The 17,890-nt window shown below is 72.5% G+C and carries 15 protein-coding genes; 9 read left to right on the forward strand and 6 right to left on the reverse strand.

All coding sequences use genetic code 11. The features are described from left to right. Positions 1-18: 18 nt before the first annotated feature. Positions 19-2,703 carry an ATP-binding protein gene (locus ACZ56U_RS20005; RefSeq protein ID WP_469085321.1) on the reverse strand — a complete coding sequence of 895 codons (2,685 nt, stop codon included), beginning with the start codon at positions 2,701-2,703 and terminating at the stop codon, positions 19-21. Positions 2,704-2,947: 244 nt separating this feature from the next. Here ACZ56U_RS20005 and ACZ56U_RS20010 point away from each other — a divergent pair, with 244 nt between their 5' ends. Genes ACZ56U_RS20010 through ACZ56U_RS20020 form a run of 3 tightly spaced genes read left to right on the forward strand, consistent with a single transcriptional unit; the run spans position 2,948 to position 6,363 of the window. Further along, positions 2,948-4,156: an MFS transporter gene (locus ACZ56U_RS20010; protein WP_469085322.1), complete on the forward strand. Its 1,209-nt coding sequence runs from the start codon at positions 2,948-2,950 to the stop codon at positions 4,154-4,156. Between the two features lie 4 nt (positions 4,157-4,160). Next, on the forward strand, positions 4,161-5,315 hold the full coding sequence (locus tag ACZ56U_RS20015) for an anhydro-N-acetylmuramic acid kinase (RefSeq protein ID WP_469085323.1): 1,155 nt from the start codon (positions 4,161-4,163) through the stop codon (positions 5,313-5,315). Positions 5,316-5,373: 58 nt separating this feature from the next. After that, the gene (locus ACZ56U_RS20020; protein WP_469085324.1) at positions 5,374-6,363 is read left to right on the forward strand and encodes a DUF2510 domain-containing protein; all 990 of its coding nucleotides are present in this window, start codon (positions 5,374-5,376) and stop codon (positions 6,361-6,363) included. A 147-nt stretch (positions 6,364-6,510) separates the two neighbouring features. Here the strand turns inward: ACZ56U_RS20020 and ACZ56U_RS20025 are convergent, their stop codons facing one another. Further along, the gene (locus tag ACZ56U_RS20025) at positions 6,511-7,125 is read right to left on the reverse strand and encodes a TetR/AcrR family transcriptional regulator (RefSeq protein ID WP_469085325.1); all 615 of its coding nucleotides are present in this window, start codon (positions 7,123-7,125) and stop codon (positions 6,511-6,513) included. A 224-nt stretch (positions 7,126-7,349) separates the two neighbouring features. Between ACZ56U_RS20025 and ACZ56U_RS20030 the strand changes: the two genes are divergently transcribed. Beyond that, on the forward strand, positions 7,350-8,165 hold the full coding sequence (locus tag ACZ56U_RS20030) for a phosphatase PAP2 family protein (RefSeq protein ID WP_469085326.1): 816 nt from the start codon (positions 7,350-7,352) through the stop codon (positions 8,163-8,165). Next, positions 8,162-9,202, forward strand: a complete 1,041-nt coding sequence (locus tag ACZ56U_RS20035; protein WP_469085327.1) for a DMT family protein — start codon at positions 8,162-8,164, stop codon at positions 9,200-9,202. The genes ACZ56U_RS20030 and ACZ56U_RS20035 overlap by 4 nt, the downstream gene beginning before the upstream one ends. Positions 9,203-9,208: 6 nt before the next feature. On the opposite strand, the gene ACZ56U_RS20040 is transcribed toward ACZ56U_RS20035, so the two are convergent. Then, the gene (locus ACZ56U_RS20040; protein WP_469085328.1) at positions 9,209-11,260 is read right to left on the reverse strand and encodes a phosphocholine-specific phospholipase C; all 2,052 of its coding nucleotides are present in this window, start codon (positions 11,258-11,260) and stop codon (positions 9,209-9,211) included. A 410-nt stretch (positions 11,261-11,670) separates the two neighbouring features. Beyond that, positions 11,671-12,918, reverse strand: coding sequence for a sensor histidine kinase (locus tag ACZ56U_RS20045; protein ID WP_469085329.1), 1,248 nt, complete (start codon positions 12,916-12,918; stop codon positions 11,671-11,673). A gap of 163 nt (positions 12,919-13,081) precedes the next feature. On the opposite strand from ACZ56U_RS20045, the gene ACZ56U_RS20050 reads away from it, so the two are divergent. The 4 genes from ACZ56U_RS20050 (at position 13,082) to ACZ56U_RS20065 (ending at position 17,171) form a co-directional block, all read left to right on the forward strand. Then, positions 13,082-13,447 carry a DUF4333 domain-containing protein gene (locus ACZ56U_RS20050; RefSeq protein WP_469085330.1) on the forward strand — a complete coding sequence of 122 codons (366 nt, stop codon included), beginning with the start codon at positions 13,082-13,084 and terminating at the stop codon, positions 13,445-13,447. A gap of 45 nt (positions 13,448-13,492) precedes the next feature. Next, entirely contained in the window at positions 13,493-14,179 is a 687-nt protein-coding gene (locus tag ACZ56U_RS20055) for an ABC transporter ATP-binding protein (RefSeq protein ID WP_469085331.1), read from the forward strand. Between the two features lie 132 nt (positions 14,180-14,311). Continuing rightward, positions 14,312-16,327, forward strand: coding sequence for an FtsX-like permease family protein (locus ACZ56U_RS20060; RefSeq protein WP_469085332.1), 2,016 nt, complete (start codon positions 14,312-14,314; stop codon positions 16,325-16,327). Positions 16,328-16,490: 163 nt separating this feature from the next. Continuing rightward, complete coding sequence (locus tag ACZ56U_RS20065; protein WP_469085333.1) at positions 16,491-17,171, forward strand: response regulator; 681 nt, start codon at positions 16,491-16,493, stop codon at positions 17,169-17,171. A 124-nt stretch (positions 17,172-17,295) separates the two neighbouring features. On the opposite strand, the gene ACZ56U_RS20070 is transcribed toward ACZ56U_RS20065, so the two are convergent. Next, positions 17,296-17,463, reverse strand: a complete 168-nt coding sequence (locus tag ACZ56U_RS20070; RefSeq protein WP_469085334.1) for a hypothetical protein — start codon at positions 17,461-17,463, stop codon at positions 17,296-17,298. Between the two features lie 37 nt (positions 17,464-17,500). Further along, a complete protein-coding gene (locus ACZ56U_RS20075) occupies positions 17,501-17,857 on the reverse strand; it encodes a PRC-barrel domain-containing protein (protein ID WP_469085335.1) in 357 nt (118 codons plus the stop codon). Between the last annotated feature and the right edge of the window lie 33 nt (positions 17,858-17,890).

Genomic DNA, 17,890 nt, shown 5'->3' on the forward strand with positions numbered 1-17,890 from the left:
CGATCGGCCACCGACGCGCTAGCGCAGGCCCCGTCCGGTCTCCAGCACCTCCCGTGCCTGGTTGACCAGCCCGTCCGCTCCGCAGGAACGCGCGAGTGCCAGGCCGCGGTTGATCTCGGCGACCGAGCGGGCGGCGATGCCGTACTCCACGCGCGCTGCCGCGTGTTCGTACTGGCAGGGTGACGCCTCCAGATAGGTGACCGCCTGGGACAGCAGCCGCACCGCGCGCTGGCCGGTCTCCAGCGCGGCGGCGCAGCGCAGCGCCTCTCCTATCGCGGTGTCGGTGCCGAAGCGCTCGGCGCGGCGGCGGGCGTCGGAGACCAGCCGGGCCGCGCGGCTCGGGTCCTCGGTGGCGAGGGCGCGGGCGAGGTCGAGCGCCCAGGGGACCATCACCGGGTTGTGGTGGCCGCGGGCGGTCGCCGCCTTCTCGGCGGCCTCCAGTTCGTTGATGGCCTCCTGGGTGCGGCCGACCGCCAGCAGCAGGCGGCCGCGGACGGAGCGCGGGTCGGGCAGCACGATGGTGGACGGGTAGGGCGGCGCGAAGCCGTACTGCTCGGCGACCTCCCAGGCCCGCTCGACATGGCCGCGGGCGAGCAGCGTGTCGACCAGGTTGCAGGTCGCCGACCAGTACAGGGGCAGTCCGCGGCCGACGCGCTCGGCGATGCGCAGCGATTCGCGCAGGGTGGACTCGGCCTCCCTGAGACGGCCGCGCCGCCGGTGCGAGAACCCGAGGAAGGCGTGGGCCAGCGCCAGCTGACCGCCGCTCCAGCCGGCCGACTCATAGGTGCGCAGGGCTTCGGTGAACATGCTCTCGGCGCGGTCGAGCCGGTCGGTGTAGGTGTAGGAGCTGGCGAGCATCATGAGGATCTCCAGGCCCCACTCGGTGTCGGTCCAGCCGAGTCCGGGGGCCAGGCGGCCGTTGACGAGGGCCCGGTCGCACAGTTCGACGACGACTTCCGCGTTCTCGCCGTGGGTCATGGCGTCGAAGCCGCGCAGAATGAGCAGCGCCCGCTCGGAGTTGTCGCGGCCGGTACAGGTCCCGGCGAGGTCGGCGAGCCGCTCGGAGCGGCCCGGGGAGCTGGTCTCGCCCGCGTGGATGCCCTCCCACATGTACTGCACGGCCCGGAGCCGCAGTTGGGCGGGGCCGGGTTCGAGCCGGGCGGCCTCCGCCTCGACCGTGCGGACGGCGTCCTCCAACTGGTCGTTGTGGATGAGGGCCTGGGAGAGGCGGAAGACCGCGTCGACGCGTTCGGCGCCGTCCAGACCGGGCATCGCGAGCGCGGACTGGAGGTGTTCGACGGTGGTGGCGGGGGCGGTCAGCAGGGTGACGCAGCCGAGTTCGTACAGCACGCGCGCGTGGCTCTCGGGCAGGGGAGGTTCCTTCAGGGCCCGTTCCAGACAGCGGCGGGCCGCGTCGGGGGCGCCGACGGCGAGGTGTTCACGGGCCGCCTCGCGCAGCTGCTCGACGAGTTCCTCGTCGTCGTCCGGGTGCACCTGAAGCAGGTGGCGGGAGGCCATGGCGGCGCCGAGTCCGGAGTCGGCGACGACCCGGGCGGCGATACCGTGCATCGCGGTGCACAGGGCGGGCGGGATGGAGTTGTAGACGGCGGTCGCGATGAGCGGGTGCACGAACTCCAGGTCGCCGTCGCCGGCCGGTGCGGCGGCCGGGTCGGGTTCGGTCAGGATGCGGGCGGTGCGCAGCAGTTCGGCGCATCGGACGGCGTTCTCGCGGCCCATGGTGGCGAGTTGGGCGACCAGGTCGACGGAGATGCCGGTGCCGAGGATGGCGGCCGCCCAGGCGAACCGGGTGGCCTCGATGCCGAGTCCCTCCAGGCGGGCGACGAGGCCGCCGCCGCGGGCCGAGCGGTTCAGGGCGCGCAGTTCGGGTGCCTGGGCCTCGACGGGTTCGAGTTCGCTGTCCTGGACCTTGGCGAGGAGTTCGACGGTCTCGTACGGGTTGCCGCCGGTGACGGCCCACACCTCGCGGCAGAACGGGGCGTCGGCGTGGGCTCCCAGGGTGGCGAGGGTGAGGCCGGCGGTGGCGTCGGGGGTGAGGGCGCTGAGCGTGGCGACGGGGCCGGACGCGGTGGCGGCGACGGCGTCGAGGAGGCGGGCGCTCTCGCCGTTGACGTCTCCCGGGCGGCGGGCGACGACGACCAGCACGGACAGGTCGTCGAGGCGCTCGGTGAACGCGGCGAGCCAGCGCAGGGTCTCCTGGTCGGCCCAGTGGGCGTCGTCGACGACCAGCACGAGCGGCCAGTCGCGGCGGGCGAGACGCCGTACGGCGGCCACCAGACCGTCGCACACGCCCTGCGGGTCGGCCTGGCGCTCACCGGGTTCGGTCATGCCGAGGGCGGGGCCCGCGATGTCGTACCAGTCGCCCAGGTACTCGCGTGCCTCCTCCGGCATCAGGTTCAGCAGGGCGGGCTGGAGGAGCTGGCGCACCACGTTGAAGGGGACGGACCTGAGGGTCTCGCCGCCGCGGGCCGACCAGACGGCGCAGCCGCGGGCCTCGGCGATGCGGCGTGTCTCGGTGAGCAGCGCGGTCTTGCCGAGTCCCGCCTCGCCCCGGAAGACCAGCACGCTGCCCGAGGACGAGCGGTCCGCGCAGAGCGCGTCGATCGCCTGCTCGACGGCGGCGACCTCCCCCTCGCGCTCCCACAGGAAGGCCGAGGCGGCCTGTGCGGGCCGTACCTCCGTCATCCCGTACCTCCCCAAGTCGCCCGAACGACGTACAGACCTCGAGCGTAGCCGTCCGATTGCCTGTGTGGAGGGCGGTCCGGGCACCTGTTGCCGTGATGGGTGACAGCGCCTTCGCGGAGGCGACGCGCCCGGCCCGTGACCTGCCCCGTCGTGTCGTCTGACCGATGGTCAAAAAGCTTGGGAGGTAGGCATTCTCCAGGATCAGAAGACCGGCCGGTCCCGCCGCGCGCTGGTCGCGGGGTCGGTGGGCAACTTCATCGAGTGGTACGAGTTCGGCGTCTACGGCTACTTCGCCACGATCATCGCGGCCCGCTTCTTCACCCCGGAGGGGGGCAGTGCGACCGAGGCGCTGGTCAGGACGTACGCCTCGTTCGCGCTGGCGTTCTTCTTCCGGCCGGTCGGCGCGGCCCTGTTCGGCCGGCTCGGGGACCGGATCGGACGGCGGCCGGTGCTGATCCTGGTGATCGCGTTGATGACGGGCGCGACGACGCTCATCGGCGCGCTGCCCACGTACGCACAGGTGGGCTCTCTGGCGCCTTGGCTGCTCACCTTTCTGAGGGTTCTTCAGGGGCTGTCCGCAGGCGGCGAGTTCGGCGGGGCGGTGTCCGTGATGACCGAGTTCGCGCCGCCGGGGCGACGGGGTCTGTACGGCTCGTGGCAGTCGTTCACCGTGGCCCTGGGGCTGCTGGCCGGGGCGGGTGCCGCGGCGCTCCTGGCCACCGTGCTGAGTACGGAGCAACTGGGCGACTGGGGCTGGCGGTTGCCGTTCCTGCTGACGCTGCCGCTGGGGCTCGGGGCGCTGTGGCTGAGGCTGCGGCTGGACGAGACGCCCGCGTTCCGCAAGGACCACGAGGCCGAACGCCCGCCCGCGCGCCGGGTGGTGGGGGCCGTCGCGCTGGGCTCGGGGCGGATCATGGGCTGGGCGGCGGCCGGGTACACCTTCCTGGTGGTGCTGCCGTCCTATCTCCAGAGCACCCTCGACGCGAGCTTCCAGCAGGCGCTGATCGCCACGGTGCTGGCCAACCTGGGCTTCGCGGCGACCATCCTGCCGGCGGGGCTGCTGAGCGACCGGGTGGGCCGCAGACCGGTGATGCTGGCGGGGGCGCTGCTCGTCGCGGTCTTCTCCGTCCCCTTGCTCAACCTCCTCCAGGACCCTGGGACTTCGACCACCGTGAAGGGCGTCGCCGTGTGCGCGGCGGGCGGTGTGGTGGGGCTGATGGCGGGGCCGGGGCCCGCGATGCTGGCGGAGCTGTTCCCGACGAACGTGCGCTACACCGGCCTGGGACTCGCCTACGCGCTGTCCAATGCGGTGTTCTCGGGGTGTGCCGGGCTCATCATCACCAGGACGGTGGAGCGGACCGGGAACGTGGACATCCCGGGGTACTACGCGGCGGCTACCTGCGCGGTGAGCGTACTGGCACTCGCGAAGTCCCCTTCGAGGAGAGCGGGTTGAGGGCATGCGGGTGATCGGACTGATGTCCGGCACGTCGTACGACGCCATCGACGCGGCGGCGGCGGACCTGGAGCTCGTCGGCGACGCCCTGGTGCTGAGGCCGCTGGGCATGGTGAGCGAGCCGTACGACGAAGCGCTGCGCGAGGCGTTGGGGGCGGCGCTTCCGCCGGGGACCACGACCCTGGCCGAGGTGTGCCGGCTGGACACCCTCGTCGGACAGGCCTTCGCGGCGGCGGCCGTCCGGGCGAATCGCGAACTGTGCGCGGGGCGCGGCGAGTTGGTCGCCTCGCACGGGCAGACCGTGTACCACTGGGCCGTTGACGGCCGGGTGCACGGCACCTTGCAGATCGGGCAGCCCGCCTGGATCGCCGAGGCGACGGGACTGCCCGTGGTCGCCGACTTCCGGCCGCGGGACATCGCCGCCGGCGGCCAGGGCGCGCCGCTGGTCAGCCTGGTCGACCTGCTGTGGCTGCGCGGCCGCCCCGGCAGACCGGTCGCCCTCAACCTCGGCGGCATCGCCAACCTCACCGCCCCCGACGGCACCGCCTTCGACACCGGCCCGGGGTGCGCGCTGATCGACGCGGCGGCCCGGGGTTTCAGCGGCGGGCGCCTGTCCTACGACGCCGACGGGGCGCTGGCCGCTCGCGGGGCGGTGCGCGAGGTGCTGCTGGAGCGGCTGCTCGCCGACCCGTACTACGCGCTGGCGCCGCCCAAGACGACCGGCAAGGAGCTCTTCCACCTCGGGCATCTGCGGGACGCCCTGGCCGGGCTCGGGACGTTGCCGGCCGAGGACGTCGTCGCCACCCTGACCGCGCTCACCGCCCGGACGGTCGCCGACGCGGTGCGGACGGTCGGGGCGACGGAGGTGATCGCCTCGGGCGGCGGGACCCGCAATCCGACACTGATGGGTCTGCTGGCCGAGCGGCTGGCGGACATCACGCTGCGGACCTCCGACGAGCTGGGGCTGCCCTCGGCCGCGAAGGAGGCGTACGCCTTCGCCGTTCTGGGGTTCCTCACCGCGCACGGCCTGCCCGGGACCGTACCCGCGAGCACCGGCGCCCGGCACGCGCGCGTACTCGGTTCACTGACCCCCGGACGGGACGGACTGCGTCTGCCACCGCCCGCGACCGCACGTCCGGTACGACTCGTCCTGGAGTGACGGAAATGCGCTCCGGCCCTCTCATCCGCCTTTCACCGACGCCTCATACGGTGGTGGCATGACGCAGGCGACTCCTCCCGGGTGGTACCCCGATCCCGGACAGACAAGTGACGGTCCCGCCACCGAGCGCTGGTGGGACGGCAAGGCATGGACCGACCAGACGCGCCCCGTGGGGTCGGCCGCCGTATGGGGTCCTCCGCCGCAGAGCCCCGCGGCGGGCGCGTATCCGGCGTACCCGGCCTACCCGGCGTATCCCGGGCAGCCGCCGGCCGGCGGGCGGCGCGGTCTGCGCACGGGCATAGCCGTGGCGGTGGCCGCGGCGGTCCTGGCGAGCATCGGTGTGGGCGTGTGGGCGCTGACCCGGGACGACGCCGGCGGCACCGCGAGTTCGCAGCAGGGGCCGGGCGGCCCCGGCGGGAACGGTGGTTCCGGGGGCTCGGGCGGTTCCGGTGGCTCTGGGGGCTCCGGTGGTTCTGGTGGCGCCTCGCCGTCGCCGGAGCAGTCCGAGGCGCCGAGGATCGAGAGCGGCTCGGTGACCGACGCGGTCAGCGGGATCAGCATCCCGATCCCGGACGACTGGTACGGCCAGCAGATCCAGGCCGGCGCCTCGGTCACCTCCAACGACTCCTACCAGTGCCCCGGCGACACCGCCGAGACCTGCACCAAGGGCGGCGCCTATTCGGCGCCCGCGATGCTGCTGGGCACCTCGGGCACGACGGCCGAGCAGGTCGCCAAGGCCGACATCAAGGCCAACGCCGAGCAGTCCTACGGCGGCAAGACCTACGGGGCGATCACCTCGCACGAGGTGCTGGAGTCCAAGGCGGTGACCGTCGCCGGGCAGAAGGGCTACCTGGTCCGCTGGAAGGCGGTCACCAGCAAGGGTGCCGACGGCTATGTCGAGTCACTGGCCTTCCCCTCCCCCGCGAACGCGCGGCAGATCGTCGTGGTGCGCTTCGGCGTCGACGTCGGGGAGAAGCAGAACGTGATCGACGAGATCACCAAGGGGATCAAGGTGGCGAAGGGCGGCGGCAGCGGCCAGGACGTCTGACGGCCCCTCGGACGCCAGTCGGCCGGGTGGGGCACCTCTCCGCTCAAGAGGAACCCCACCCGGCCGGGGGGTGCGCGCCGCCCCCGTCCCCACGGTGCGGCGCGAGCAGGTCACCGTCCAGTCATCCCGTGGACGGCGGCCTGGGTCTCAGGTGAGTCCCAGTGCGGGGAGCACCGCGGCCTCCACGAAACAGACCAGATAGTTCGGGTCGGCGTACTCCCCGTCCAGGATGGGCCGCGCCCGGATCACGCCGAACATCTGGGCCGGGATGTACTCCAGCGCCGGATTTTCGGCGGCGACCTCGCCCCGCTCGACCCCGCGCTGGAGGATCTCCTTCAGCGACGCGATCTCCGGGTCGATGAGCGCCTCCCGCAGTGCCTGCGCCAGCTCCGGGTCCTGCGTGACGGCGTGTCCGAGGGCCTGGAGCAGCTTGGTGTCGTTATTCGACCAGCGGCCCGCGGCCCGCGCCACCTCTCGCAAGTCCTCCGCGAGCGTTCCTGTATCGATGCCGTCGAACTTCGACAGGCGCCGGGAGCGCAGCGCGGCCACCACGAACTGGGGCTTGGTCTTCCACTGCCGGTAGAGCGTGGACTTGCTGCACCGGGTGCTGGCGGCGATGCCCTCCATGGTCACGGCTTCATATCCGCACTCGCGGATCTGTTGGAGCACGGCGTCGTAGAACTCCTGCTCACGCTCGGGCGTGATCTTGGAGCGGCGCGAGGCGGTGACCGTCTCCGGTCCGTCCGCTGCCTGCGACGTCATCTGCTCTTCTCCTCGTTCGAGTGGGCCTTGAGTGACTTCATACAAGGTGATGAGGGACCGCTTCCAGTGTGGCGTATCTCTATCGATACGCGAGTGTACCGGTACACGTCCGTATCGGTACACTAACGTATCGGTACGCACCCGTATCGATGAGAGCGATGAGTTCGCCGCACCCGACGAGTCACCAGCTCAGCCCGCACCACCGTCAGCGAAGGGGCCGGGGGATGAATGCCCGCACCGAGCCTTCCGAAGCGGAGACCCGCGCGTCAGCGCGGCCGCCGCTCGTCCGTGAGCTCCTGCTCGTCGTAGGACTTTTCCTCGTCTACAAACTCGGCCGTCAGCTGGCGACCGGCCACACCGGCGAGGCGTTCCGCAACGCGCACCACGTCTGGGATCTGGAGCGCCTCCTCCGGCTGCCCGGCGAGGGCGACGTGCAGCACCTGCTGCTGCACGGCGACACACTCGTGCACCTCGCGAACACCTACTACGCGACCGTGCACTTCCCCGCCACCGTGGCCTTCCTGGTCTGGCTCTACCTGCGCCGCCCCGCGCACTACGTGTGGGCCCGCCGGGTCCTGGCCGCGGTCACCTCCGCGGCGCTGGTGCTCCCCTTCGTGTTCCCGCTCGCCCCGCCGCGGATGCTGGCCGCCACCGGGCTCGTCGACACCGCGCGCGCGTACGGGCCGTCGGTCTACGGACCGCCGTCCTCGGACCACCTCTCCAACCAGTTCGCGGCGATGCCCTCGCTGCACTTCGGCTGGGCCCTGATGGTGGCGATCGGCCTGATCGCGGCCACCCGCTCCCGCTGGCGGTGGCTGTGGCTGCTGCACCCGCTGGTGACCCTGATGGTGATCGTCGGGACCGCGAACCACTACTGGCTCGACGCGCTCGTGGCCACCGCCATGCTCGGCGTCGCCCTCGCGCTGCTCCGCCCGCCGCACCACACGGACAGCACCCCGACACGGGCCGCGAGGACGCCGCGACCCCTCGCCCAGGACACCGCGGAGGAGAAGAACGTGCTGGTCGGAGCGGACCGATGAGCGCGACCGTCCTCGCGGTCGTGCTGTCCCTGTTCTCCGCCGTCGCCTACGCGGCCGCGGCCGTCGGCCAGGAGCGCCTGGCCTCCCGCGACTCCGGTGCGGGGATGCTGCGGCTGCTGCGCTCGGGCGCCTGGTGGTGGTCCGTCGGACTCAACGCCGCCGCCGCGCTGCTGCACGTGGTGGCCCTGAAGTACGGTCCGCTGACCGTGGTGCAGCCGCTCGGCGCGCTCACCCTGGTCGCCGCGGTGCCCATGGGCGCGCGGGTCGCGGGGCGGCGGGTCAGCGCGACGGAGTGGCGGGGCACGGCGTACACCCTGATCGGGCTGGCCGCGATCCTCGTCACGGCGTCCGGGGCGGCGCCCGACGACGTGCTCAGCGTGCCGGAGGCGCTGGCGGTGGCCGGAGTGACGGCCGCGGTGATCGGGCTGCTGGCCCGGCGCGGCACCCGGCCCGGACTGCGGCACGCCTCCGCGTCCGGTCTCGCCTCCGGAGTCGCCTCCGCGCTCACCCAGACCGTGACGGTGGCCGCGACCGACCGCTCGCACTCCCTGCTGAGCGTGCAGGTCGTCGGAGTCGCCCTGCTGGTCGCGGCGTTCGCGGCGGGCGGTCTGCTGCTGTCACAGGTCGCCTACCGCGGTGGCCTCGGCGCCCCGCTCGCGGTGGTCACCCTGGCGAACCCGGTGGCGGCCGCGGTCATCGGGCTGTCCCTGCTGGGCGAGGGCCTCCAGGGCGGCCCGGCGGGCGTGCTGCTGGCGCTCGCCGGGGCGGCGCTGTCGGCCTGGGGCGTGGTGCTGCTGAGCCGGGTGACGCCGGACGTGGTGGCGGTGCCGGCGGAGCAGCGGTACGACGACGTCGTCGCCGTGGGGCAGCTCTACGAGGACTCCGCCGCGGCGGAACGGCCGTACGACCGTGTGCTCGTGGCCCCCGACCACGACCACCCCGTCGCCGCCGTCCTCGCGCTGGAGCCGGCGCGCGCCTCGTCCGAGCCGGCGTGGATGCCCCGGCAACCCGGGCCGGGACACCTCACGCCGCTGTGAGCCGGGCTACTCGGTGATGATCGCCGGGTCGCTCACCCCGGGGCGCCCGTTCTCGACGTGCCCGGCGAACCTCCGCACGAACGCCGGGTCGCCGTCGGCGGTGACGGTCAGGTCGTACCAGCGCCGGCTCGCCGCGAGGTCCACACAGTGGCGGACCGTGCCGCCGGGCCGCACGGTGACGGTGCGGGCCCGGCCGCCGTACCCGCTGACGACCTTGAGCCGGACGGTGGCGGTGCCGGAATTGGTGAGGGTCAGCTCCACGTCGTCGCCGGTGTGCCGTGCGGTGACCTCGGGACCGGCCTTCTTGTTCGCGCCCTTGAAGGAGCGCACGAAGCCGTTCGGGCCGTGCACGGTCAGGTCGTACGAGCCGCCCGAGTACGCCGAGTTCCAGGTGTCCGCGACGGACTTGCCGGCTTCGGTGGTGTACATCCACGGGCCGTCGGTGCGGTTGCCCGAGGTCACGTGGAAGGCGGCACCCGCCCTGGTGCCGGAGGCGAACGTCAGCGTGAACCTGCCGGCCGCCGCGTCGACGGAACCGTCCACGCGCGGGGCGTACTTGAGCGGGCGGGCCGGGCGCAGGCCGCGCTCCTGCCGGGGCATGTCCGCGTCGGCGGGCGGCGTCGGCCGGTAGTCGGGGTGCCGCTCGCGGTCCTGCGGCGCGTACTCGTCCGTCTCCGGCAGCGCGGCGGGCCGACTGTCCTTGCGGGAGAAGTCGAAGGCCGAGGTCAGATCGCCGCAGACGGCCCGGCGCCAGGGCGAGATGTTGGTCTCCCGCACCCCGAAGCGGCGCTCCATGAACCGCAGGATCGAGGTGTGGTCCAGGGTCTCGGAGCAGACGTAACCGCCCTTGCTCCACGGCGAGACGACCAGCATCGGCACCCGCGGGCCGAGGCCGTAGGGGCCCGCCGGGCGCCTGCTGTCGCCCGGGTAGACGTCGAGCGAGACGTCGACGGTCGACTTGCCGCGCGCCGCGGACGTGGGCGCGAGCGGCGGCACGACGTGGTCGAAGAAGCCGTCGTTCTCGTCGTAGGTGATGAACAGGGCCGTTCTGGACCAGACCTCCGGGTTGGAGGTGAGGGCGTCCAGGACCTGGGCGATGTACCAGGCACCGTAGTTGGAGGGCCAGTTGGAGTGCTCGGAGAAGGCCTCGGGGGCGGCGATCCAGGAGATCTGCGGCAGCTTGCCGGCCTTGACGTCGGCGCGCAGCCGGTCGAAGTAGCCGTCGCCGTTCTTGACGTCGGTGCCGGTGCGGGCCTTGTCGTACCAGGGGTCGCCGGGCTGGGCGTTACGGTACTTGTCGAAGTACAGCAGGGAGTTGTCGCCGTAGTTGCCCCGGTAGGCGTCCGCGATCCAGCCCCAGGAGCCCGCCGCGTCCAGGCCGTCGCCGATGTCCTGGTAGATCTTCCAGGAGACGCCGGCCTGCTCCAGACGCTCCGGGTAGGTCGTCCAGCCGTAGCCGACCTCGTCGTTGCCGAGGACCGGGCCGCCGCCGGTGCCGTCGTTGCCCGTGTACCCCGTCCACATGTAGTAGCGGTTGGGGTCGGTCGAGCCGATGAACGAGCAGTGGTAGGCGTCGCAGACGGTGAAGGCGTCGGCGAGCGCGTAGTGGAACGGGATGTCCTCGCGGGTCAGGTACGCCATCGTCGTGGTGCCCTTGGCGGGCACCCACTGGTCGTACTTGCCGCCGTGGTAGGCCTGTTGGCCGTCGGTCCAGCCGTGCGGCAGGCCCTCCAGGAACTGCATGCCGAGGTCGTCGGCGGTCGGGTGGAACGGCAGGACGTCCTTGGTGCCGTCCGACTGGTGCCAGATCGACTTGCCGTTGGCGTGCTGGACGGGCCGCGGGTCGCCGAAGCCGCGCACGCCCCTGAGCTTGCCGAAGTAGTGGTCGAAGGAGCGGTTCTCCTGCATCAGGACGACGATGTGCTCGACGTCCTCGATCGACCCCGTGCGGTGGTTGGCCGGGAGCGCGGCGGCCCGCTGGATGCTGCTCGACAGCGCGGTGAACGCCGAGGTGGCGCCCGCGAGTTGGAGGAATCTGCGCCGGTTGACTTCGGGCATGGGTGGGTGCTGCCTCTCATCCAGGGATGCGGATGGCCGGAACGTGACGGAGTGTGCGCGCAGCGAGTGTTCCAAGGGCACCAAACGTCAGGGAAGGGTCCGGTGGCGCCGATGTGAAAGTCGGCGGTACGGGGGGTGCCGCTCCGATTTCGCGGGGTGTGGCGGGCTACACCTCCGGTTCGCAAGGGTGCCCCCTCGTGACGACACGCTGCCGACGCAATCGTGGAGGTCGACGCAAGGACCCCTCCCAGCTCCCTGTTGAACGGGGTGCACATCCCAGCACCGAGGCGGTTCTTCGACTTCTCGCTGTTCCTGACCGCTGACGTGGAGGCGTGTCCCCGCCCTGGCAACTGCCCTTTGTCACCTGGGCCCTGTGGCCTTCCGGCGGCGCGGTGCACGGAGGATCGTCCTCAGAGGGCGGGCCGCCTCGCGTCCGTCCTGGCCACGGGGAGCAGGGCCATGACCTCCCAGCCTGCGTCCGAGCGCGGGCCGGTGCGCAGTTCGCCGCCGAGGGCGGTGACGCGTTCGCTGAGACCCACGAGGCCGAAGCCACCGCCACGGGCGGCATGCGGCATCGGCGTGCCGCCGCGGCCGTCGTCGCGTACCGACACCCGCAGCGTGCCGCCCTCGTACGTCAGGCCGACGGTGACCTCGGTGGCGTCGCCCGCGTGACGGCGTACGTTCGTCAGGGCCTCCTGGACCACGCGATGCGCGGCGGCCTGCACCTCGTGCGGCAGGTCCGCGGGCACCGAGGCAGCGCGGTGCAGCACGGCCTTCGGGCCGACCACGCCGCCGAACCCCGCGACCAGGTCCGCGAGCGAGGACAGGTCGGCCGCCGGGTGCTGGTCGGCGGGCTCCGGGCCGGTCAGGTCCCGCGGGCCCTCGCGCAGGATGCCGACCGTACGGCGCATCGAGGAGAGAGCCTCGGTGGCCGCGTTCTGGATGCCCGCGAGGACCGGATCGAGGTTCTCGGGTTCCGTGACGGCCATCATGCGGGCCATCTGCGTCTGGACCAGGATGCCGGTGACATGGTGCGCGACGAAGTCGTGCAGATCGGCGGCCATGGCGAGCCGCTCGGCGCGGCGGGTCTCGGTGACCGCGACACGGCGTCGGTGGTCCAGAACCCGCAGATAGCCGCCGAGCCCGGCCATGACGGCGACGAGCAGCACGAGCACCAGGACGGCCCCGATCATGCTCTCCGTGCTGTTGTCCGCGAGTGAGCCCCGGATCGCCCGCAGCGGCAGCACGAGGACGGCCACGCCGCCCAGCAGGGAGCACGCGACCACCCAGCGCGGCGGGCAGCCGCGGACGGCGACGAGCAACAGGCAGAGCAGGATCGCGCTCTCACCGGGCCCGAACTCCCCCATCCAGCCCGTCCGGGCGGCCACGGCCGTGATCACCAGGGAGACGCCGGCGGGCACCGCCGTACGCAGCTGAGGGGTGAGCCGGGCGGGCTGACGCGCGGGGGGCCAGAGCACGGCCGCCAGACCGAGCGGCAGCATCACGAACAACGGCCACAGGACGCCGCCGCCGTTGGCCGTGATCACCAGATCCGTGAGGGCCAGCAGAACCAGCACGGTGACGCCGACCGCCCGCAGACAGCTCTGTCGGCGGGCGCGGGGCGCGGCGGGGCCGTCGATCGGATGCTTGAGATGCACGCCGCCGAGCGTACGGAACGGCCGAGGTCAGGGGATCGGCCGATCGGCTGACCGGGTCGTCGAGGGGCCGGCCGGACAGTGGCCGTTCGGCCGAGGCGCGCGGGGTTGTCCGGCGGCGAGAGTCGAGGCACATCGAACACCTCGACCTCAGGAGAGAAGCGCCATGCGGAGCAAGCATCTGATCGTCATCGGCGTCACGGGCGTCGCGATCGCCGCCGGCGGTGCCGGAGTGACCTACGCGTTCAGCGGCACGCAGTCCACCACAGGGCTCGACCGCTACACCACCGTGACGGTGGACGGCCACAAGGCCCTCAGCGCCGGAATCCTCGAGGGCCGCATCCAGTCCAAGTACCGGCCGCTGCCCTGGATCGGCCGGGACATCGGCCCCGTGTCCTGCCCGAGCGGGCTGAAAGCGGTGACGGGTGCCTCCCTCACGTGCACCGCGAAGGCGGACGGCGAGCGGGTGGGGATCCCGGTGAGCGTCGTCAAGGCCAGTGACACGTCGATCACCTGGCAGTTCGAGCGCTGAGACGCACCCCACCGCGAACCACCGAGAAGGGAACGACACATCACCATGGGCACCGTCCTGTCCGGGCTCGGCCTGGTCAAGAAGTACGCGTCCGCCACAGCACTCGCCGGAGTGGACGTCGAGGTCGGCGAGCGCGAGTCGCTGGCCATCATGGGCCCCTCCGGGTCCGGCAAGTCCACGCTCCTGCACACCCTCGCCGGGATCATCCGCCCGGACGACGGACAGGTCCTCCTGCGCGGCGAACGCATCGACCACTGGAGCGAGAACCGGCTCAGCGCGCTGCGGCGCGGACGCTTCGGCTTCGTCTTCCAGTCCGGCCAACTGCTGCCCGAACTCCCGGCCGAGGAGAACATCGCCCTGCCGCTGATGCTGGAGGGCGTACCCCGCAGTCAGGCCGTCGCGCGGGCCCGCCGCTGGTTCGCCCCGCTGGGCCTGGACGGTCTGGAACAGCGCCGCCCCGGGCAGTTGTCCGGCGGACAGGTCCAACGGGTGGCGATCGCCCGTGCGTTGGTGGCGGAACCGGACGTGGTCTTCGCCGACGAACCGACCGGCGCGCTCGACCAGTCCACCGGCGAGGCGGTCATCCGGCTGCTCACCTCCGTCACCCGCGAACAGGGCGCCTGCCTGGTCATGGTCACCCATGACGCCGACGTCGCCGCCCACTGCGACCGCGTCCTCCAGGTCCGAGACGGCCGCGTGCACGGCCACAGCCAGTACACGGTCATTCCCTGACGGAGCGCGCCCCACTTCTTCCCGCGCGGGCCCTGCGAGACGGGCCCGCGTTCTGATCTGCGTCGACCTGTGAGCGCCCCGTCGAGCGCGGCCGACACCCCACGCTCCCGACCCGTACGTTCGGAGACCCCCATGCCCTCACTCCTGCCGCTGACCTGGCACCTGGCCCGCCGCTCCGGGCGCCGCGGCCTGCAGTCCCACCTGCTGGCCGCGGGCGCCGCCGCGGTGAGCGCCCTGGTGTTGCTGGCGCTGACCGCGGCCTGGCTGGGCGCCGGCGCCCGCGCGGACCGCACCGCCTGGCACACACCCCAGCCCGACAGAAACGGCACAGCCATCCAGGCCCTGGCCACCACCTTCGTACGCGGCGAACCGGTCACCGTCGTCAACCTCGCCCATCTGCCCGGCCACAAGGCCACCCCCGCCCCACCCGGCGTGCCCGCCTTTCCCAAGCCCGGGCAGGTCTACCTCTCGCCCGCGCTCGCCGAGCTGATGGACGAGCTGCCCGCGAACCAACTCGCCGACCGCTTCCCCAAGCCCTCGGCGTACGGAGCAGTCGGTGACGCAGGACTGGCCGCCCCGGACGAACTCCTCGCGGTGATCGGCCGTACGCCCACCGACCCCGCGGTGTCCGAGGCCGCGGGCGAGGGCCTCCTGGACACCGGTCTGACGGCCCGAGCCGTCGTCTCCGATTTCTCCGGCACCACCCCGAACGCGTTCACCGCACACGACAGAGAGGGGGTGCTTCTGGGCGTCGGCCTGCTCGTCGTGCCGGTGATCGTGCTGGCCACCGCCGCCGGACGGCTCGGCGCCGCCCGCCGCGAACAGCGGCTCGCCGCCCTGCGGTTGGCCGGCGCCACACCCCGGCAGATCCTCACGATGACCGGCGCCGAGGCGGCGGCCGTCGGCTCGGCGGGAGCGTCCGCCGGTGCCCTCGCGTACGCGGCGCTCTTGCCCGCCCTGGCCCGTCTCCCCTACGGCATCGGCACCTGGTTCACCGGCGACCTGTGGGTCGGGGCGCCCGCCGTGCTCGCCGTCGTCGCCTCAGTGGCCCTGCTCACCGCACTCAGCGCGGTCAGCGCGCTGCGCGAGGTGGTCCGTTCGCCGCTGGGCGTCGCCCAGCAGTCCGACCCGCGACGCACCCGCATGATCCGCCTGGTCCTGTTCGTCGGCCTGGTCCTCTACGTCGTCACCACGGCTCAGGACGGCGGTCTCAGGACTTCCCAGATTGTCGCGCTGATGATCGTCTTCTACGGGGCGTTCTGGATCGTCGGCCCCTGGGCCGTGGACCGGCTCGGCAGGATCATGGGCCGCTTCGCCCGCCGCCCCGCCACCCTGCTGGCCGCCCGCAGGCTGAGCGACGACCCCCGCGGCGCCTGGCGCACCGTCAGCGGCCTGGTCCTGGCGGGCTTCGTCGCCGGGTTCTTCTCCGTGGCGCACCTGAGCATCGGCGGTGTCACCCACCCCGACCAGGTCGCCGTGACCGTGCCGGCCGGATCCGACGCGTCCGGTGCCGTACGGAAGACCGCCGAGCGGGCCCGCTCGCTGCTGAAGGACGCGGAGGTGCCCGCCACCGTGCGCGTCCCCACGGGCGACCAGGCCAACGAGTCGCCGCTGCTGGGCAACGCGGGCATCACGGCCCGGATCTCCGGCGGGCCGGCCCGGCTCGACACCGCCGTGACCGTGCTGGCACCGCTGAACCCCGCGGCACCGCCCTACACCGACAAGCAACTCACCGCCGTCGACGACCTCTCCATCGGCCAGCTGCGAAGCCTGAGCCTGGCGACGATGGCCCTGAGCTTCCTCGTCGCCACCGCCTCCGCCGGACTCACGGCCGCCGCGAACGTCCTGGACCGCCGCCGGGTGTACGACATGCTCCGGCTGGCCGGTACGCCCCTGCGGGTACTGGACCGGGCCCGGGTCCGCGAGACGGTCGTCCCGCTGGTCCTCCTCGCCGGGACCATGACGGGGTGCGGTGTCTACGGTGCGATGCAGCTGAACAAGGCGTGGGGCACCACGATCGACACCTCGGGCGCACTGCAACTCGCCGCGTGCGTGGTGCTTGGCGCGGGGGCGATGTTCGCGGCGATCGGGACCAGTCGGCCGCTGTTGCGGGCCGTCACCGGCAATCCGACTCAGCAGCCGGATTGACGGTGACAGCCGCGATCATGGGGAGCGGCCCGGGCCATGGGCTGGCCGGTCTGTGGCCGTGGTCTGGCTTCGGCCGTCCGTGGCCGGCGGCGTGGACCCACATGTCACAGCCCCGCCCTCTCCAGAGGCACGCCCCGTCCCCCACCTCAGGCATGATGCGCCCATGAACGACCGTGACCGCTCCCCGATCCGTGTTCTGATCGCCGACGACCAGGACATGGTCCGTACGGGATTCCGCTTCTTCCTCGACGCGCAGCCGGACATCACGGTGGTGGCCGAGGCCCGCGACGGGGAGGAGGCCGTGACGCTGGCCAGGCGGCTGCGGCCCGACGTGTGCCTGCTGGACATCAGGATGCCGAAGCTGGACGGGCTGGAGGCCACCCGAATGCTGGCCGGACCGGATGTCGCCGACCCTTTGCGGGTCGTCGTGGTGACCACCTTCGACCTCGACGAGTACGTCTACGGCGCCCTGAAGGGCGGTGCCTGCGGCTTTCTGCTCAAGGACTCCGGGCCGACGCTGCTCGCCGAGGCCGTCCGCTCCGCGGCGGTGGGCGACGCCCTCGTCTCCCCCTCGGTCACCGTCCGCCTGCTCAGCCACCTCACCGGTGCGACGCCCCGGACCCCGGCGCCGCTGCTGCGGGAACCGCTCACCGACCGTGAGATCGATGTCGTCCGCCTCGTCGCCCTCGGGCGCACCAACGCCGAGATCGCTGCCGAGCTCTACGTCTCCCTCTCCACGGTCAAGACCCACCTCTCCAGCGTCCAGCTGAAGCTCGGCGCCCGTAACCGCGTCGAGATCGCCGCCTGGGCCTGGCAGCACGGCCAGGTGCGCCCCGGCCCGTGACCACCGGACGACGACCCGTCTGGCGACGGACCCCGTTCCGCTGAGGAGAACCAAGCGGGGGTCGGCGATCGCCGACGTCAGCCACGGTCCCCGCGGCGTCCGGTTCCCGCCCCGTCTGGACGCGTCACCGGGGGAGGTGCCTGCGGCGGCGGCCCAGGCGCAGGCCGACGAGGACGAGGTCGGCGATCAGGACCACCACGCCGATGACCAGCAGGTAGAACAGGCCCTTCGCCAGCACGCCGATCATGCCGAGCACGAGGGCCACGAGGAGCAGCAGGAGGAAGAGAGCCATGGGTGTCACCTCGTGGTGAAGGGCGTTGTCGGGGGCATCAGCGGCGGGCGAGGCGACGTTCGCCGCCCGCACCGGTTCGGTAGTCGAGTTCGTAGTGCGCGAAGACTGTCTTCTCGTCCTCCGCGAGCAGTTCGCCGTCCGTGCCGATCGAGGGCGCTTCCTTGACCTGCTTCTTGTCGTAGGCGACCTTCAGATAGCCGGGACCGACCGTCGCGTCGCCCAGGGGGACGAACACCAGCCGGTGCCGGGTCGGCAGGCCGATCGTCACCGTCGCGAAGGCGGGCTGGTCCGTGGCCGTGTCGACATAGATCGCCTCCAGGACGCCGATCTTGTGCCCTTCGTGGTCGACCACGTCGTGGCCTCGCCATTCCCTGATGTCGTGCGCCTCGAACACGGGGTCCCCTCTGTCTCAGGTCAGCTGAAGACC

It is taken from the genome of Streptomyces sp. NPDC034103 (assembly GCF_055575395.1).

Excerpts from the sequence above, each read along its gene's own strand:
- ACZ56U_RS20020 (WP_469085324.1), top strand. The coding sequence starts at position 5,374 with ATGACGCAGGCGACTCCTCCCGGGTGGTACCCCGATCCCGGACAGACA.
- ACZ56U_RS20070 (WP_469085334.1), bottom strand. The coding sequence starts at position 17,463 with ATGGCTCTCTTCCTCCTGCTGCTCCTCGTGGCCCTCGTGCTCGGCATG.
- ACZ56U_RS20050 (WP_469085330.1), top strand. The coding sequence starts at position 13,082 with ATGCGGAGCAAGCATCTGATCGTCATCGGCGTCACGGGCGTCGCGATC.
- ACZ56U_RS20040 (WP_469085328.1), bottom strand. The coding sequence starts at position 11,260 with ATGCCCGAAGTCAACCGGCGCAGATTCCTCCAACTCGCGGGCGCCACC.
- ACZ56U_RS20055 (WP_469085331.1), top strand. The coding sequence starts at position 13,493 with ATGGGCACCGTCCTGTCCGGGCTCGGCCTGGTCAAGAAGTACGCGTCC.
- ACZ56U_RS20060 (WP_469085332.1), top strand. The coding sequence starts at position 14,312 with ATGCCCTCACTCCTGCCGCTGACCTGGCACCTGGCCCGCCGCTCCGGG.
- ACZ56U_RS20035 (WP_469085327.1), top strand. The coding sequence starts at position 8,162 with ATGAGCGCGACCGTCCTCGCGGTCGTGCTGTCCCTGTTCTCCGCCGTC.
- ACZ56U_RS20005 (WP_469085321.1), bottom strand. The coding sequence starts at position 2,703 with ATGACGGAGGTACGGCCCGCACAGGCCGCCTCGGCCTTCCTGTGGGAG.
- ACZ56U_RS20065 (WP_469085333.1), top strand. The coding sequence starts at position 16,491 with ATGAACGACCGTGACCGCTCCCCGATCCGTGTTCTGATCGCCGACGAC.
- ACZ56U_RS20025 (WP_469085325.1), bottom strand. The coding sequence starts at position 7,125 with ATGACGTCGCAGGCAGCGGACGGACCGGAGACGGTCACCGCCTCGCGC.
- ACZ56U_RS20030 (WP_469085326.1), top strand. The coding sequence starts at position 7,350 with ATGAATGCCCGCACCGAGCCTTCCGAAGCGGAGACCCGCGCGTCAGCG.
- ACZ56U_RS20015 (WP_469085323.1), top strand. The coding sequence starts at position 4,161 with ATGCGGGTGATCGGACTGATGTCCGGCACGTCGTACGACGCCATCGAC.